Annotated in this window: 16 protein-coding genes; 9 read left to right on the forward strand and 7 right to left on the reverse strand. The window is 66.1% G+C overall.

Going from position 1 to position 16,822, the window contains the following annotated elements; all coding sequences use genetic code 11:
- Positions 1-25: 25 nt before the first annotated feature.
- The 3 genes from J3S28_RS12620 to J3S28_RS12630 form a co-directional block, all read right to left on the reverse strand.
- A complete protein-coding gene (locus J3S28_RS12620; RefSeq protein ID WP_207841080.1) occupies positions 26-523 on the reverse strand; it encodes an FBP domain-containing protein in 498 nt (165 codons plus the stop codon).
- A 239-nt stretch (positions 524-762) separates the two neighbouring features.
- Complete coding sequence (locus J3S28_RS12625; RefSeq protein ID WP_207841082.1) at positions 763-1,527, reverse strand: MerR family transcriptional regulator; 765 nt, start codon at positions 1,525-1,527, stop codon at positions 763-765.
- A gap of 99 nt (positions 1,528-1,626) precedes the next feature.
- Entirely contained in the window at positions 1,627-2,391 is a 765-nt protein-coding gene (locus J3S28_RS12630; RefSeq protein WP_307797083.1) for an HNH endonuclease family protein, read from the reverse strand.
- Positions 2,392-2,427: 36 nt separating this feature from the next.
- Here J3S28_RS12630 and J3S28_RS12635 point away from each other — a divergent pair, with 36 nt between their 5' ends.
- The gene (locus tag J3S28_RS12635) at positions 2,428-3,618 is read left to right on the forward strand and encodes a THUMP-like domain-containing protein (RefSeq protein WP_207841084.1); all 1,191 of its coding nucleotides are present in this window, start codon (positions 2,428-2,430) and stop codon (positions 3,616-3,618) included.
- A gap of 87 nt (positions 3,619-3,705) precedes the next feature.
- Here J3S28_RS12635 and J3S28_RS12640 read toward each other — a convergent pair whose 3' ends face one another.
- Positions 3,706-5,010 (reverse strand): lactonase family protein, encoded by a 1,305-nt coding sequence (locus J3S28_RS12640; RefSeq protein WP_237341489.1) that lies wholly within the window; start codon positions 5,008-5,010, stop codon positions 3,706-3,708.
- 100 nt (positions 5,011-5,110) lie between these two features.
- On the opposite strand from J3S28_RS12640, the gene J3S28_RS12645 reads away from it, so the two are divergent.
- Positions 5,111-5,857: an acyltransferase gene (locus J3S28_RS12645; protein ID WP_207841086.1), complete on the forward strand. Its 747-nt coding sequence runs from the start codon at positions 5,111-5,113 to the stop codon at positions 5,855-5,857.
- Here J3S28_RS12645 and J3S28_RS12650 read toward each other — a convergent pair.
- The 3 genes from J3S28_RS12650 to J3S28_RS12660 are packed head-to-tail and all read right to left on the reverse strand — an operon-like array spanning position 5,844 to position 9,480.
- Positions 5,844-7,130 carry a glycosyltransferase family 4 protein gene (locus J3S28_RS12650; protein WP_207841088.1) on the reverse strand — a complete coding sequence of 429 codons (1,287 nt, stop codon included), beginning with the start codon at positions 7,128-7,130 and terminating at the stop codon, positions 5,844-5,846. The two genes, J3S28_RS12645 and J3S28_RS12650, sit on opposite strands and share 14 nt — an antisense overlap.
- On the reverse strand, positions 7,127-8,650 hold the full coding sequence (locus J3S28_RS12655; protein WP_207841090.1) for a 1,4-alpha-glucan branching protein domain-containing protein: 1,524 nt from the start codon (positions 8,648-8,650) through the stop codon (positions 7,127-7,129). The genes J3S28_RS12650 and J3S28_RS12655 overlap by 4 nt, the downstream gene beginning before the upstream one ends.
- Before the next feature lie 26 nt (positions 8,651-8,676).
- A complete protein-coding gene (locus tag J3S28_RS12660; protein WP_207841092.1) occupies positions 8,677-9,480 on the reverse strand; it encodes a class I SAM-dependent methyltransferase in 804 nt (267 codons plus the stop codon).
- A 228-nt stretch (positions 9,481-9,708) separates the two neighbouring features.
- Between J3S28_RS12660 and J3S28_RS12665 the strand changes: the two genes are divergently transcribed.
- The 7 genes from J3S28_RS12665 to J3S28_RS12695 all read left to right on the forward strand — a co-directional run bounded on the left by J3S28_RS12665 (position 9,709) and on the right by J3S28_RS12695 (position 16,795).
- The gene (locus J3S28_RS12665) at positions 9,709-10,494 is read left to right on the forward strand and encodes an electron transfer flavoprotein subunit beta/FixA family protein (RefSeq protein ID WP_084894269.1); all 786 of its coding nucleotides are present in this window, start codon (positions 9,709-9,711) and stop codon (positions 10,492-10,494) included.
- Positions 10,495-10,541: 47 nt separating this feature from the next.
- Positions 10,542-11,498: an electron transfer flavoprotein subunit alpha/FixB family protein gene (locus J3S28_RS12670; protein ID WP_207841094.1), complete on the forward strand. Its 957-nt coding sequence runs from the start codon at positions 10,542-10,544 to the stop codon at positions 11,496-11,498.
- Between the two features lie 142 nt (positions 11,499-11,640).
- Positions 11,641-12,486 carry a GNAT family N-acetyltransferase gene (locus J3S28_RS12675; RefSeq protein WP_207841096.1) on the forward strand — a complete coding sequence of 282 codons (846 nt, stop codon included), beginning with the start codon at positions 11,641-11,643 and terminating at the stop codon, positions 12,484-12,486.
- Between the two features lie 101 nt (positions 12,487-12,587).
- A complete protein-coding gene (locus J3S28_RS12680; RefSeq protein ID WP_207841098.1) occupies positions 12,588-13,358 on the forward strand; it encodes a lysophospholipid acyltransferase family protein in 771 nt (256 codons plus the stop codon).
- Positions 13,359-13,422: 64 nt separating this feature from the next.
- The gene (locus J3S28_RS12685) at positions 13,423-14,643 is read left to right on the forward strand and encodes a cysteine desulfurase family protein (protein ID WP_207841100.1); all 1,221 of its coding nucleotides are present in this window, start codon (positions 13,423-13,425) and stop codon (positions 14,641-14,643) included.
- Positions 14,643-15,785 carry a tRNA 2-thiouridine(34) synthase MnmA gene (mnmA, locus tag J3S28_RS12690; protein WP_207841102.1) on the forward strand — a complete coding sequence of 381 codons (1,143 nt, stop codon included), beginning with the start codon at positions 14,643-14,645 and terminating at the stop codon, positions 15,783-15,785. The genes J3S28_RS12685 and mnmA overlap by 1 nt, the downstream gene beginning before the upstream one ends.
- Positions 15,782-16,795, forward strand: a complete 1,014-nt coding sequence (locus J3S28_RS12695; RefSeq protein ID WP_207841104.1) for a uroporphyrinogen decarboxylase/cobalamine-independent methonine synthase family protein — start codon at positions 15,782-15,784, stop codon at positions 16,793-16,795. The genes mnmA and J3S28_RS12695 overlap by 4 nt, the downstream gene beginning before the upstream one ends.
- The last annotated feature ends 27 nt before the right edge of the window (positions 16,796-16,822 follow it).

A 16,822-nucleotide genomic window follows, 5' to 3' on the forward strand; every position in this document is an offset into this window, starting at 1 on the left:
GTCTTTTTCGTCCTGGCGCGAGCGATCAGACGTCCTCGACGGACAACGCATTGGAGACGAACGCCTCAACGCGTTGCCTCAGCCCCGCCACCGCTTCGGATCGCAACGCATCGAGGTCGGTGGCTTTGTGGAAGGCCGGCGGAAGTCGGCGAGCGTTCCGTGGACAGCTGAAGTCCTCACACACGAGGACGCCGATCGTATCGCCGCGACGCCCGGCCTGTCCTGCCCGACGAGTCGAGAACATCACTGCCACGCTGGTGAGGTTGACGTCGCGGCACCACGCGCACATCGCCCGCCTTTTCGGTACGGCGTCCGCTTGCGTCAGCAGCAGCGTCACGAGTTCGCCCTGATGGGGCACACAGATGTACCCGCGGCGCGGGATCCTTCGGTCCCGCCATCCGTAGAAATCGAGTGCGTCGAAGTCGGTCTCGTCGAAATCGGCCGGGAAGGTGACCCGTTTGATCTCGCTGCGCGTCGCGCCATGAAACGAGTCGATGATCTGTTGCTGAGTGAGGTGCTGCATGGTGCATCCATCCCGGCAGGCATCGGCGACGCAATACCTGCCATTGGAGAACCGCGTCCGCGACGCGGTGAGTCGAATCCCCGACGGCGTCGGGGCGAGGACATGGCTACGCAGCCGACCGTGGGGGTCGGCTGCGGGGCGCAGTCATCTCGATGCGGCGCTCGGGGCGCCAGCACCTGCTTCGTCTCGATGGATCACCTGACCACCGTACCGCGGGGGAGGACGATGACGCATCCCGATTATTGCGCGAGCACCGTATCGGCGTAGACCGCCATCGCGTCTCGGTAGTAGCCCGCAAGGCCTTTCGCGACCTTGTCGTACGTCGCGGTGAACCGCGGATCGTCGACGTACATCTCACCGAGGCATCTGAAGGCCGTGGCATCGGGTGTCCACATCCTCGATATCGTCCGGTACGCCGCGTCGATCTCGACCTGGACGACCGGGTCGTCGACGGGTGTCTTCGCGGCCATCAGTTCCGCCATGCGGATCATGGCCGCCGTCTGCTCACGTTGCAACTGCTCGATGTCCTGCGGCGTCATCGAGGCCGTGCGATTCTTCGACTCCTGCCACTGCTCGGGCCAGCGTTCTTGTGCCTCCTCGTCGTATTCGGTCGGGTCGAATCCGTCGAAGAGATTCTCGGGGCGGGCGATGTTCGACACGGTGGTTTCTCCTTCGTGTTCTTTGAGTTCTGCGATGGTCCGGGCCACTGTGTCCGCCACCAGCGTGAGCCGGTCGCGTTCACGCAACAATCTCGCGTGATGGCCGCGTAAGGCCTCGACCTGGTCGGACTGCTGGTCGAGTATTGTCTGGATCTCGGCGAGTCCGAGATCGAGTTCCCGCAGCACGCGAATCTGTTGCAGTCGCAACAGATCATCTGCCTCGTAGTAGCGGTAGCCGTTGCTCCGTACGCCGGCGGCCGGCAGCAGCCCGATCTCGTCGTAGTGACGCAGGGTCCGCGATGTGACCCCGGACATCCGGGCGACCTCCACGATCGACCACGACATCTGCCACCTCCACCTGAACCATTCGGCAACTCCGACCATCCATGACGCTAGAGGTTGACGTCGCGTAAACGTCAAGACCCGCGCCCGAAAGTGGTGGGTTCAGCAGGTCGACAGGACCCCCACCATGGCGTCCTTTTCCGCGGTGGTGACCCAGAGTCCGTAGCGGGCTTTCACCTCCATCTGCCGGGCGACGTAGGTACAGCGATAGGCCTTGTTCGGAGGTAACCAGGTGGCAGAGTCGCCGTTGCCCTTCTGCTGATTCGTCGGGCCATCGGTGGCCTGGAGGTTGGCCGGGTCGTTGGCGAAGTCGGTGCGCTTGGCCTTGTCCCATTGCGCGGCGCCTTTCTGCCACGCGTCGGACAGTGCGACGACATGGTCGATCTGCACTGCGGGAGAGGTCTTCTCGCCGCGGACGAAAGCGATGGTCTTCCCGGAATACGGGTCGACGAGTACCCCGGTGAGCACCACGCAGTCCCGGGTCCCGGGTCGAACGGTGATGGCGGTGAGGTCGCGGCGCAGGACGTCGTTACGGGTGTCGCAACCGTTGTGACCCTCGGGAACATTGACATCGTCGGTCCAGGCCTGGCCGAACTCGCTCCGGTCATAGCCGGTTTTCGGGGCGCGCCCCTTGACGTCGAGCGAGTCGAGTTGGGCTTTCGCGATAGACGGTGAGACCGGCGCAGTCGGTGATGAGAGCGGGGGAGCGGGAGCCGAAGTCGTCATCGACGGTGCCGCACCCTGCTCGCCCCCGCCGGTGTTCGCGCCGATCCAGGTCAGGCCCGCGATCGTCACCACCGCGATCAGTGACACCGGACCGGCGGCCCGGCAACGCATACGGCGGCATCGGGGTTTGGGTCGGTTCACGTTCTCCTCTTGGCGGGCATCGATACTGTTATACCTGTGGGATACGACTTCACCATCGACGACGTCACTTTTCTGCGGTCGGATTCCGGACGCAGCGCTCTCGCGTACGCCGATTCGCTTGTCCTGCAACCGGACACAATGCTCGCCGACATCGGAAATCTCTCTCGGCGATTCCCGGAACACCAGGCGGCGTTGGTGGAGACCGTTACGTGTCGTCGGAAGGCGGTCGGTAAGCTGCGCCATCCGGATCGGTTGTTGCTGACTGCTGATGCCCTGCAGCAGGCGACCGCGTTTCAGGTCGCCGAACACCGCGCCGCTGAGATAGCGGACCGGTATCCGGACGCGACCGTGCACGATGTCACCTGCTCCATCGGCGCCGATCTCGCTGCACTGACGGCGGCCGAAGGCATCGCCGGAACGATCGGCAGCGATCTCGACATGGTCAGGCTCGCGATGGCGGCCCACAACGTCCCCGGCGCGACCCTGGCTCGCGCCGATGCGCTGACACCGACGAGCAACGCGGACGTCGTGATCGCCGATCCGGCCCGCCGCAGTGGAGGTAGGCGCAGCTTTCGGATCGAGGACACCCAGCCTCCGCTCCTGGAGGTACTTGCGGTGTACGCGGGCAGGCCACTCGTGGTGAAATCGGCGCCGGGCGTGGACTATCGACTGCTACGGGACCGGTACGGATTCGCAGGTGAGGTGCAGCTGGTGTCGTTGAACGGGGGCGTTCGGGAGGCCTGCCTCTGGTCGCAGCCGAGTCCCGGTGTACGTCGCCGCGCAACGGTGATCCGTACGGCTGGAACGGGTTTCGAGATCACCGACGCCGCGGATGATGCGGCAGGCGTCGATGACGCCGGCACCTGGATTCTCGACCCCGACGGTGCGGTGATCCGGGCAGGCCTGGTCCGGCATTTCGCGCAGGCGCACGGGCTGTGGCAACTCGACCCCCAGATCGCTTATCTCAGCGGCGAGGAGTTGCCGCCGGGGGAGCGTGGCTGGCGGGTCATCGAGCAACTCGGCTTCTCGGAGAAGAATCTCAAGCGCCGACTCGCCGAATTGGAGTGCGGAACTCTGGAGATCACCGTCCGTGGCATCGATCTAGACCCGGATCGGTTGCGTAAACGGCTCAAGCTCAAGGGTTCACGATCGCTCGCTGTGGTGATCACGCGCGTCGGAAGGGCCGGGGTCATGTTCATCTGCGAGGCCGGTGTCCGGCAGACTTAACGAGCCGTCACGAACCCAGCTGGTGCAGGCATACCCACCTGCTGCAGCACGTGGGTTTGCCTGGAGGGCCTGGGTTTGTGGGACCGGCTACTGCTGCTTCGGTAGGTCGTAGAAGTAGACCTCGCCGAGGTTGGTGGCGGTGGCGACCTGACCGGACGCCGACACCGCGACCCCGGTGGTGAAACCGACCGAACCCGGGACGGCCAGTTCGCGTTTGGTGGTTCCGTCGGCGGCGTTCAGTTCCATCAGGGTGAGCTCGTCCTCGCCAGGCTTTCGGACCACGGTCCAGGCGGTGCCGTAGTTGGTCAGCGCCGAGAGGCTGACCGACCGCAGATCCGTACGCTGCCACACCGGAACCGCTTTGTCGCCTTCATCTTTGAACGCTCTGACCGGTGAGTCGAGAACCCCGGTGGGGATGAGCAACCCGTCGGGTGTGATGGTCATGGTCGCGAACCCGTAGTTGTCGACGAAGTAGTCCCACTTCGGGGTCCCGGTCAAAGCGTCGAGTGCATAGATGCTGCCGAGCCGGTTGAAGACGTACACCGTGCGACGGTCCGCAGACAGGGTCGGTGGGCCGATGACACCGCCGGGAATCTCGGCCTGCCACGATTCGCGGATACCGCGTCCACCGTCTTGCTCGGCGTATTCGTAGCCGCGCACCTGGGACGCGATGGCACCTTCGGGCCAGTAGTTCAGATAAAAGCGTTCACGGTCCGAGTCGACGGCGGGCGGCGCCTGCACGGGGCAGCGGGGGCCTCCGGACACGCAGTCGCCGAGACCGTACAGCGGCTGATTCGGGTCGGCATCAGGGCGCAGGGCGATGCCCGGTGCCGCGAGTTTGCCGGTCTGCGAATCAAACAGCAGGATCTGGCCCAGGTGACTGACCATCAACACCAGTCCGGGTGCCGCGAACTTCGCCGAGAGCGGCACTCCCACGGTGCCGAAGCGCCAGCGGACGTCCCCGGATCCGGTGAGCCCGAAGAAGGTCCCCGCCTCACCGAGATAGATGTTCTCGTACTGATCGACGAGCATGGCGTTGAGCTGAACACCGTCGGCGAGGTGTTTACAGAAGTTCTTCCGGCCGGCGCGAGGGTCGAACAGGAAGGTGTTGCAGCCCGACTCGGTGCCGGCGGTGACGCCGACACTGGAGCGTCCGGAGATGGTCAGCGGAGCCGAGATCGGTCCTCCGACAGGCCGCGACCAGGAGAGCGTGAGTTGATCGCTGACCTCGGGGTAGACGAAGTTCGAGTTCTGAGCGTTCCCGCCGAAACTCGACCACCCTGCGCTCGGGATCGAACGGACATCATCGACGCCGTCCGAGCAGGAGCTGATCAGCACCGCGAGCAGCGGCACCAGCACCAGCAGGGCGCGTGTGGTGGTCCGGCGGCGCATCGTGCTCCTCATCGTCACTCGCACTTCTCTTCGATCGCCCGTGAGCCTATCGCGAACGACCAGCACGACCCGGTAACGGTGTCCATTAGGGTTCCTAGACATGACGAGCATGTGGAATGCCCCGCTGCATCGCCGGTGGCGGGCAGGCCGGCGCCGAGACAAGGCGCAGGCCAGGTTCCTGACCCGGGAGTCGTTGCACTGGGTGATCGCGAATCGGGCGTACTCGCCCTGGTATCTCGTGCGCTATGCGCGACTGCTGCGGTTCCGGCTTGCCAATCCGCATGTGGTGCTGCGGGGAATGGTGTTCCTGGGCAAGGACGTCGAGATCCACGCGACCCCGGAGTTGTCGCGGATGGAGATCGGTCGTTGGGTGCACATCGGTGACGGGAACTCGATCCGATGCCACGAGGGCTCCCTCAAGATCGGTGACAAGGTCGTGTTCGGCGAGAACAACGTGGTCAACACCTACCTCGACATCGAGATCGGCGCGTCGACGCTGGTCGCCGACTGGTGCTACATCTGCGACTTCGACCACAAGATGGACGACATCACCGTCGCGATCAAGGATCAGGGGATCGTCAAGGGTCCGGTCCGGATCGGTCCCGACACGTGGATTGCCGCGAAAGTCTCGGTGCTGCGTAACACGGTGGTCGGCCGCGGGTGCGTGCTCGGTTCGCACGCTGTCGTCAAGGGTGTGATCCCTGACTTCTCGATCGCTGTCGGCGCTCCCGCGCGGGTGGTCAAGAACCGTAAGGACGACTGGGCCACCAACGCGCAGGAGCGCGCCGAATTGGAACGGGCCTTGGCCGACATCGAGCGCAAGAAGGCTGCTGCTAAGGGAGAATGACGTCGGCCGGCTTTGCCGGATCTCGTTCGGGTAGCGGACGTTCGACGATGTTCGGCCGTCCGAGTGGACGGCGGATCCGGCGCTTGGCACCGAGATATACCCCGGCCGTGCGCTGGGCGACCTGATTCCACGCGAAGCCTTCCGCGACACGATGGCGTGCGGCGATCGCGCGATTCTGCGCGGCCTCGGGGTCGGTGAGGGTGCCGCGGACAGCGGCGGTCAGTCCGGTGACGTCGCCAGGGGCGAAGCTCATACCGGTGACCCCGTCGGTGACCGCCTCGCCGAGCCCACCCGCGGTGGAGGTCACCAGCGGTGCGCCGGTCGCAGCTGCCTCCAGTGCGACGATCCCGAAGGGTTCGTACCGGCTGGGGAGCACCATGGCGTCGCACCGGTGCAGCAGTGTGGTCAGACCTGTGCGATCGACGCTTCCGACGAAGCGGACCGCCCGCGAGACACGATGCTTGCGGGCGACCTCCTGCAGCCAGGCCAGCTGGGTTCCGTCCCCGGCGACGGTGAGTGTGGTGCCCGGGTGTGTGCGGCGCACGCGGGCAAGCGCCGCGATCGCGTCTTGCAGGCCCTTCTCGTATTCGAGCCGGCCTGCGAACAGGAGCTCGGGGCCACCCGTGCGGCGGGTCCGGGTGGCGAACGGCCAGGCGTCGATGTCGATGCCGTTGTGGATGGTGTGGATTTCGGCGAGTTCCGGTCCGAAGAGCCTGTTGACCTCGTCGTGCATCGATACCGAACACGTGATCAGAGCGTCCGATTCCGCGGCGAGCCACCACTCGATCGAATGGACCTGCCTGTTGACCCGACCGCTGACCCAGCCGCTGTGCCTGCCGGCTTCGGTGGCGTGGAACGTGCTCACCAGCGGTACGTCGAAGTGTTCGGCGAGTGCGATCGCCGGGTGCGCCACCAGCCAGTCATGGGCGTGAACGACATCGGGGATCCACGGGCCTTTTGCGCCAAGGTTTTTCGAGTCGCCGAGCTTCAAGCCTGCACGAATGAGTGAGTGGCCCATCGCCAGTACCCAGGCCATCATGTCCTCGCCGAACACGAAGTGCGGCGGATCCTCGGCGGCTGCGATCACCCGGACGCCCTCACAGATGCGGTCGCTGCCGGGGTGGCTCAGACCGTCGCTACCGCTGGGCTGGCGGGAGAGCACCACCACTTCGTGGCCGGCGCCTGCCAACTCCACCGCCAGGTGATGGACATGACGACCGAGGCCGCCAACGACCACCGGCGGGTACTCCCACGACACGATCAGGACTCTCATGCAACCCCCAGCCGGCGGGCGTCGAGCCCGGGGAAAAGATTGTCGGCGGCGTTCCACCGCGCCGCGAGGTTGTCCGCCAGCGGTTCTCGGCCGCGGTCGGCGGCATCGCAGATCTCGCGGGTCGCGTGGGCGTGGGTGTAGAGCCGGTTGCGGGCGTAGTCGGCGGCGGTGTCCTTGGAGACCATGAACGGCCAGTCCGACGACGCCGTCAACAGTGCCTCGCGCAGAATCTGATCGCTGACCCGGTCCCGTGCCATCAGGCCGCGGTCTCCTCGCTTGGTGACGGTGGCCAGCGCGCTCTGCACGACTTCGGCATTGATCTGCACCAGGTCCGCCACCTGGGGGCCGTTCCACACGCGCCAATCCTTGCCCGAACCCCATGACGATCTCTGCAGAGGAGCAGGTGTGCCGACGTATCCCTGTTCGCGTGCCACCCCGAGCGTGCCGACCCGGATACCGGCTTCCGGGAGGGCACGCAGTACCGCCTCGAGCCATTGCGGCCCCTCATGCCACCAGTGCCCGAACAGTTCGGTGTCGAAGGCGGCCACCACCAGCGCCGGCCTTCCGATGCGTGCACTCTCGTCGATAAGACGGGCGCGGACGCAGTCCACGAAGTCGGCGACATGGCGCTCCAGCGCTGCCTTCGCGCGGTCCGGTTCGTACGGTTTCTTCTCGGACCCGCTGACGCCGCGCCCCGTGACCCGGGCTGGTTTGAGCCCGAAATGATGGTCGTAGGTGTGGAAGTCGCGGTACGCCGCGTGGCCCGGGTAGCCCGATTTCGGCGACCAGACCCGGTAAGACACCTGCAGGTCGCGTCCGAAGGCGACGACGTCGCTGTCATGGACCGGCCGGCCCAGCGCGGTGTCCCCGTGGAGCGCAGGGCCATCGACTAGGAAATGACCGACGCCCGCACGCTGATAATCGATCTCCATGCCCGGCGCATAGGCACATTCCGGCGCCCAGATACCGCCGGGACCGGAGCCGAACCGCTGCGCTCCGTCGGCGAGACCCTCGCGCAGCGAGAAGTCGCGCAGCCGTGGATCCAGCAGTGGTCCGAAGGGGTGCGCGAGTGGGCCGCCGAGGAGCTCGATGGTGCCCGCGTCGAGTATCGACCGGACCAGAGCCGAACAGCCGTGGCGCCAATGCGTCTCGAAATCGGTGAGTGCCGCTGCCGCGGCACGGTATTCGCGTCCGCCGAGGGCGTTGATAGCCGATGACGGCCGAGCGTCGGTGCCGGATTCGTCTCCGGCCACGGCGGCCTCGCTCGCCCGCACTTGCCAGTCGCCCAGCCACTGGTGCATCGCAGAGAGGCAGTGCGGGTCGTCGAGCTGGGCGGCGAGAACCGGGGTGATACCGAGGCTGAGCTGGTCGGTGAATCCGTCCGCGGCCAGCCGGCGCAGTGCCGCGAAGACAGGTTGATACGACCCCGCCCACGATTGGTAGAGCCATTCCTCGCCGACGGGCCAGCGGCCGTGGTTCGCGAGCCACGGCAGGTGAGAGTGCAGTACCAGAGAGAACATCCCCGGAACCGTGTGACCGTCTGCGGTCAAGGCTTCACCGCGACGTACAGCAGATCCAGACTGGCGTCGAGGTTGGAATCACTGATGTCGAAGTCGGCGGTGGTGATCGCTGCGACGTCGGCGGTGAGCTCCTGCGGCCACGGCTGCCCCGACAGCGCGCGCTCGATCTGAGCGTCGATGAACGACCCGCCCCAGACCGCATCGAGATCTCGCAGAACTGTGCCATGCGACACACCCAGCGTCTCGGTCACGGCGAATCCCTGTGTGGTGAGGAGCTCGCGCAACTCCGCCGGATTCAGTTCGCGGGTGTGAAACGGGTTGAGCGGGGTGTCGCGGCCGGGGGAGAACGTGATGCGGTTGGGGGTGGAGATGAGAAGTTCCCCGCCGGGGCGCAGCACTCGCAGGCATTCGGAGATGAAGGCCTGCTGGTCCCATAGATGTTCGATGACCTGGAAGTTGACCACGGTGTCGACGGAGGAGTCCGGTAGTGGCAGATCGATCAGGTTGGCCTGGTGAATCGTCAGATGTGAGTAGCGCGCACGGGTGTGTTCGACCGCCGAGCGGTCGTAGTCGACGCAGGTCACGGCAGTAGCGACCCTGGAGATGAGGTTCGCTCCGTACCCCTCGCCCGACCCGGCTTCGAGCACCGTGCGGTCGCGGCACCGTTCGAGGATGTACTCGTAAGCCACCTCGTGTCGCCGGAACCAGTAGTTCTCCTCGGCTATGCCGGGCACCGTCCTCTCGCCGGTCAATGCAAGCGTTTCGTGCTCTGTTTGCACTGGCTGCGGCGTTGAAATGGTGTCGTGTGATCCACGCGGTCCTCTGGCCATGAGGGGAGCCTAGTAGGCGACGAACGAGACCTGAAGCAGCAGCTAGAACCGGAGTACAGAACTCGGGAAGAACCGCACGAATGTGACGCACTTCATTGCACGCGTAATCTGGTGTTCGACCTGGCATTAGGCCGCGCTAAGGTGGGTAAGACCCCGGAGTACTTACCGCTTAGTAAGTTCCTTTCGGTAAGTTGTCCAGAACCCTACGCAGGAGGTCGACGAAGACCCATGACAAACATTGTCGTTCTGATCAAGCAGGTCCCTGACACCTACTCCGAGCGCAAGCTCAGCGATGGTGATTACACCCTGGATCGCGAAGCTGCCGACGCCGTTCTCGATGAGATCAACGAGAAGGCCGTCGAAGAGGCGCTGAAGATCAAAGAGGCAGGCGAAGGCGAGGTGACGGTGCTCGCAGTCGGACCCGACCGCACCACCGACGCCATCCGCAAGGCTCTCTCGATGGGCGCCGACAAGGCGATCCACATCAAAGACGACGCGATCCACGGCAGCGACGCGATCCAGACCGCATGGGTCATCGCCCGCGCCCTGGGCACCGTCGAAGGTGTCGAGCTGGTCATCGCCGGCAACGAGGCGACCGACGGTCGCGTCGGCGCCGTGCCCGCGATCATCGCCGAGTACCTCGAACTGCCTCACCTGACCCACATGCGCAAGCTCAGTGTCGACGGCGACAAGCTGTCCGGTGAGCGCGAGACCGACGAGGGCATCTTCCACCTCGAGGCCACGCTCCCGGCCATCGTCAGCGTCGGTGAGAAGATCAACGAGCCCCGCTTCCCGTCCTTCAAGGGCATCATGGCTGCGAAAAAGAAAGAGGTTCAGGTTCTTTCGCTCGCGGACATCGGTGTGGAAGCAGAAGAGGTCGGACTGGCCAACGCCGGTTCGACGGTCACCAGCTCGACCCCGAAGCCGCCGAAGACCGCGGGCGAGAAGGTCGTCGATGAGGGTGACGGCGGCACGAAGGTCGCCGAGTACCTGGTCGGTCAGAAAATCATCTGACGGCCGGCCACACCACCCATCGACCACAGTCCCAAGGAGTAACCACCATGGCTGAAGTACTTGTCCTCGCTGAGCTGGACGCCGAAGGTGCCCTGAAGAAGGTCACCTCTGAGCTCATCACCGCTGCCCGTTCGCTGGGCAGCCCGTCGGTCGTCGTCGCCGGTAAGCCCGGTACCACCGACAGTATCGCCGACGCACTGAAGGAAGCCGGCGCAGAGAAGATCTACGTCGCCGAGTCCGATGACGTCGCCGGCTACCTGATCACCCCGCAGGTCGACATCCTCGGCACTGTCGTGGAGCAGGCATCGCCCGCCGGTGTGATCGTGGCCGCGACCGCGGACGGCAAAGAGATCGCCGGCCGTCTCGCCGCGCGCCTGGGTTCAGGCGTGCACGCCGACGTCATCGAGGTCAAGGAAGGCGGCGCCGGTGTGTACTCCATCTTCGGTGGCGCCTTCACCGTCGAGGCAACCGCCGGCGGCGACGTTCCCGTGTACTCGGTCCGTCCCGGTGCCGTCGAGGCCGCACCGCAGGCCGGCGCCGGCGAGCGCGTCGATGTCGAGGTGCCCGCAGCGCCTGAGAACGGCGTCAAGATCACCAAGGTCGAGCCCAACGTCGGTGGCGACCGTCCCGAGCTGACCGAGGCCACCATCGTGGTCTCCGGTGGCCGCGGTGTCGGCAGTGCCGACAAATTCTCGGTCGTCGAGGAGCTCGCCGACTCGCTCGGTGCCGCAGTCGGCGCATCGCGCGCCGCAGTCGACTCCGGGTACTACCCGGGTCAGTTCCAGGTCGGTCAGACCGGCAAGACGGTCTCGCCCCAGCTGTACGTGGCGCTCGGCATCTCCGGTGCCATCCAGCACCGCGCAGGCATGCAGACCTCCAAGACGATCGTGGCGGTCAACAAAGACGAAGAGGCCCCGATCTTCGAGATCGCGGACTTCGGCATCGTCGGCGACCTGTTCAACGTCGCCCCGCAGCTGACCGAAGCGGTCAAAGCACGCAAGTGACACCGCCCGGCTGCTGACAGCCTGAACACTCAAACGGCCCCCTGGTCACCGACCCGGGGGTCGTTTGCTGTTCACTCACCTTGCATCGACACGTCACGCCGCCGCAGCCGCGAGGTACACCTGGCTCGATAGACCTGTGCCCATGAGGACTACAGCAGAGACCAGTCGTGCCGGAGACGAAGCGCAGCGGAGCTCGACCAGAATCACTGCAGCACTCGTAACCGGCTCGACCTACAGCCTGTTCCTGAGCACCGACCTCCACGACATCGACCTGATCGCCCGGCTCCGCTATCGCGTCTTCGCCGACGAACCGGGGTTCGCCGATTCGATGGCGGCGATCACCGACGGCCGCGACACCGACCGCTTCGACGAACACTGCGACCACCTGATCGTGCGCCACAACCTCACCGGAGAAGCGGTCGGCTGCTACCGGCTGTTGCCGCCGCCCGGCGCAATCGCCGCCGGAGGTCTGTACACCGCAACGGAATTCGACCTCACCGAGCTCGATGACCTCGCCCCCCAGACGGTGGAGATGGGCCGGGCCTGTGTGGCGGCCGAGCACCGTTCGGGCGCGGTGCTGGCGTTGATGTGGGCCGGGATCCTCGTCTATCTCGAGCGCACGGATTACCGCTACCTGATGGGCGCGACGTCGGTCCCGGTCCTGCGGGACGTCGACGGCGGGGTCGCGGGGTCACAGATCCGGGGGATCCGCGATTTCGTCTCCGAGCGTCACCGCGGACCCTGGCAGGTCCATCCTCACCAGCCGGTGCTGCTCGACGGCAAGGCACTCGATGAGATCGCTGCACCCGCTCGGCTGGCGTTCCCGCCCCTGCTGACCGGATACCTGCGCATGGGTGCCTGGATCTGCGGGGAGCCCGCCCACGACCCGGACTTCGGGGTCGCCGACTTCCCGACCGTGCTCGACCGCAGGCGGGCCAACACCAGGTATCTGGAACGGCTTCGTCACATCACGGCGGGCGCGCGATAGTGGGCGCGCGAGCGACGCACAGCTGGTTCCCGTCCAGCTCGTGCGACGACAGTTGTCTCACCGACGAGTCGGTGGCCGGCCGGGTCCGGCAAGGATGGCGGGTGTTCGCTCTGCTGACCACCGCGGCCCTGGTGCTGTCGGTGGGGATGGCCATCGGGCTGCTGCCCCGCAGCGCCCGCGCACGCTACGTCCGGACCGCTGCGCACCTGATGATCAGCTCGCTCGGCATCCGGATCGAGGTCCATGACGATCGACCGAACCACCTCGATGAACGGAACCCGCAGGATCGATCGGACAACGGTCTGATCGTGTCGAACCACATCTCGTTCCTCGATGTGCTCGCGATCGCGTCGGTGAGGCCGGCACGTTTCGTGGCGAAGGCGGAACTGGCAACCTGGCCGGTCATCGGACCCATCACCCGCAGGCTCGCGGTGATCCCGATCCGGCGGGAGTCATTGCGCGAACTCCCCGCCGTCGTCGACACCGCACGCAGCGGTCTGCTCGCGGGGGACAACGTGGGCGTCTTTCCCGAGGGCACCACGCGATGCGGGCGGGGCGGAGGCCGTTTCCGGCCCGCGCTCTTCCAGGCGGCGGTCGACACGGGCGTCCCCATACACCCGGTGGTGGTGAGTTTCCACACATCCACCGGCGAACTGAGCACTGCTGCGTGCTTCATCGGCGCCGACGACATCGGCGACACGATGCGCAGGGTCCTGGCGGCGAAGGGCCTCGTCGTCCGAATACAGATGTGCGAGCAGCAGCTACCCGGGGACGACCGTCGTGAGCTGGCGCGGCGTTGCGAACGAGTGGTGTTCGGCCATCCGGTCGCGCTGACCTCCACGGACACCACCTCGGTGGCCCTGGCGGCCTGATCCGGGCACGGCAGCTACCAGCGGGAACAGAACCACCTGCAGATGTGGTTATCCTTGGTTGGTTATGTTCTCAGCCGATCGAAGCCCGATTTACCTCGACCACGCTGCCGCGACCCACATGGTTCCCGCCGCAGTCGTGGCGATGAACCAGATCCTGGGAACGGCCGGAAACGCTTCCTCGCTGCACGGATCTGGTCGCCGAGCGCGCAGGCAGCTCGAGGAATCTCGCGAATCGATCGCCGCGTCGCTGGGTGGGCGACCGTCCGAGGTGATCTTCACCGGCGGCGGAACAGAGAGTGACAACCTGGCCGTCAAGGGTATTTTCTGGGCTCGCAACAAGCCCGACGCCGCCCGCCCGAATGGCAGGCCGCGCATCATCGCCTCCGCCATCGAGCATCATGCGGTGCTGGACCCGGTGCTGTGGCTGGCCGACTCCGCAGGTGCCGAGGTGACCTGGTTACCTGTCGACAGTCGCGGACTCGTCGATCCCGCGGACCTGCGCGCCGAACTCGCCGCTCACGCCGACGCGACGGCTCTGGTCAGCGTGATGTGGGCCAACAACGAGGTCGGTACGGTCCAGCCGGTCGTCGAGCTCGCCGCGATCTGCCGCGAGTTCGATGTGCCCATGCATTCGGACGCCATCCAGGCTGCCGGCCACCTTCCGATCGACTTCGCAGCGAGCGGCCTCTCGGCGATGAGCGTCGCTGCCCACAAATTCGGAGGCCCGCACGGCATCGGTGCGCTGATGCTGGGTCGCGACGTCGACTGTGTGCCCCTGTTGCATGGGGGCGGACACGAACGCGATGTCCGGTCCGGTACTCCGGATGTGGCAGCTTCGGTCGGAATGGCTGTGGCGCTCGATCATTCGGTTCGCGAGCTGACGACGACCATGCCTGCGGTCGCGGTGCTGCGGGACAGGCTTTTCGACGTGCTCACGCGGTCCACGGATGACTGTGTGATCAACGGGCCTCTCGGCGATGACAGGTTGCCCGGGAACGTGCACGTCTCGTTCCCCGGCTGCGAAGGTGACTCGCTCCTGATGTTGCTCGACGCCAACGGCATCGAGTGTTCTACCGGGTCGGCGTGCACGGCGGGAGTGGCGCAGGCCAGTCATGTGCTGACCGCGATGGGCGTCTCGACCGCCCGCGCCCGCAGCTCGCTGCGGTTCTCGTTGGCCCCGTCGACGACCGCAGAGGAGATCGACGCCGTCGGAGCGGTCATCGGTGAGGTGGTGTCCCGGGCACGGGCGGCAGGAATGGCGACGGCTATGGCAGGAGAGCGCTGATGCGGGTACTGGCGGCGATGAGTGGCGGAGTCGACTCTGCCGTGGCGGCGGCACGCGCCGTCGACGCCGGTCACGACGTGGTGGGCGTGCATCTTGCCTTGTCCACCGCTCCCGGCGCCTTACGCACCGGTTCACGAGGTTGTTGCTCGCGCGAAGACGCCGGAGACGCGCGTCGCGCTGCCGACGTGCTCGGAATCCCGTTTTACGTATGGGATTTCGCTGATCGCTTCAAGGACGACGTGATCGACGAGTTCGTGGCGGCCTACGCGGCCGGCCAGACCCCGAACCCGTGCCTGACGTGCAACGAGAAGATCAAGTTCTCGGCATTGTCCGAGCGTGCGGTCGCGCTGGGTTTCGACGCGGTGGCCACCGGTCACTACGCGCGGCTCGAGAACGGGGAACTGCGCCGGGCCGTCGACGAGGACAAGGACCAGTCCTACGTGCTGGCCGTGTTGACCCCGGAGCAGCTCTCGCGCGCGATGTTCCCTGTCGGCGACACCCCGAAGGACCAGATCCGCGCCGAGGCCGCAGCTCGCGAGCTGTCGGTGGCGAACAAGCCCGATTCCCACGACATCTGCTTCATCCCGACCGGCGACACCCGAGCCTTCCTCGGTGCCACCATCGGTGTCCGGCCCGGCAAGGTGGTCGATGCCGACTCCGGTGCCGAACTCGGAGATCACGAGGGTGTCCACGGCTTCACGATCGGGCAGCGCAAGGGGCTGGGTATCGATGCCCCCGCCGCAGACGGCAAGCCTCGCTACGTCACCGAGATCGACCCGGATTCCGGCACGGTCACGGTGGGATCGTCTGAGCACCTGCAGGTCTGGACGATTGTTGCGCGCCGGGCCATCTGGACCTCGGGCACGACGCCGACCGAACCCTTCGAGGCGATGGTCCAGGTCCGCGCTCATGGTGGGTTGGCTCTCGCCGACGTCGAGCCGATGGACGGCGATGGCACCGACGGCGTGGAGGGACCGGCATTCCGGATCAGGCTGCGCAGCCCGTTGACCGGAGTCGCGCGTGGTCAGGCGGCGGTGCTCTACCGGCCCGACGCCGACGCGGGCGATCTGGTACTCGGCAGCGGCCGGATCGCGGTCACCGGATCGGTCCCCGGCGAACTCGCCACCAGCGCGGGCACGTGAGTTCGATCCCGGTGGGCACCGGGTCCGGCGTCGGCTCGATGCCGGGGCTCGACCCGCTTCGAGCTGCCGAGATCAGCGTCGGTGAGTGCGAATTCGCGTTTCTTCCCGAATTACCCGCGCGTGGGCTCGGCGCCGACATGGTCGGTCGTGCGGCGGCCCTGCTCGTGGACATACCGATGGACTATGCCGCCTCCGGGTACCGACTCTCGACCAGGCAGTCGGTCATGGGCAGGCGGAGTCGTGATTTTCTCAGCGCCGACCTCGACGCCTTCGAGGAGGCGTGGGAGCGGGCGGGCCTGCGCGGCACCGAACGGACGGTGAAGGTGCAGGCCTGTGGGCCGTTCACGCTCGCGGCGTCGGTCGAACTCACCAACGGGCACAAGATCTTGCACGACCGTGGGGCCTGGACCGATCTCGTCGATTCGCTGGCCGAAGGCCTCCGCGTACATGCCGATGAGGTCCAGAAACGGACCGGCTCCACGGTGGTCGTGCAGATCGACGAGCCGATGATCAGCCGGGTGATCGAAGGGTCGGTGACTCCGCTGACGCGGTTCAACATCATCAACCCGATCCCGGAGCAGGTGCTCGCCGAACAGTTCGACAACTTCATGACCGTGGTCGCCAGGCCTGTGATCTTGCATGACTGCTCGGCGGACGTTCCGTGGAATCTGTTGGCACGCACTCGTTTCACCGGCGTCAGCGTCGATCTGGCACAGATACGGACGGCAGATCTCGACGGCATCGGTCAGCTTCTCGACGAGGGACGGGACGTGATCATCGGGGCGGTGCCGGGTACCGCCCCGGACCCCGTGCCCGCGGCAGAGCAGGTCGCTGCCTCATGCGCAGAGCTGACCGACCGGATCGGTCTGTCGCGCAAGGTACTTGCCGAGCATGTCGTCGTCAGTCCGGCCTGTGGCCTGGCCGGCGCGGACGACGAGTGGGCCAAGAGAGCACTCGGACTGTGTTCGACTGCGGCGCACGGGCTGTTGGCCGACCCGACCGCAGTCTGAACCACCGCCGGGAACATTTCGCCGCCG

Origin of the sequence: Williamsia soli (assembly GCF_017377795.1) — a bacterium.
GTDB lineage: Bacteria > Actinomycetota > Actinomycetes > Mycobacteriales > Mycobacteriaceae > Williamsia > Williamsia soli.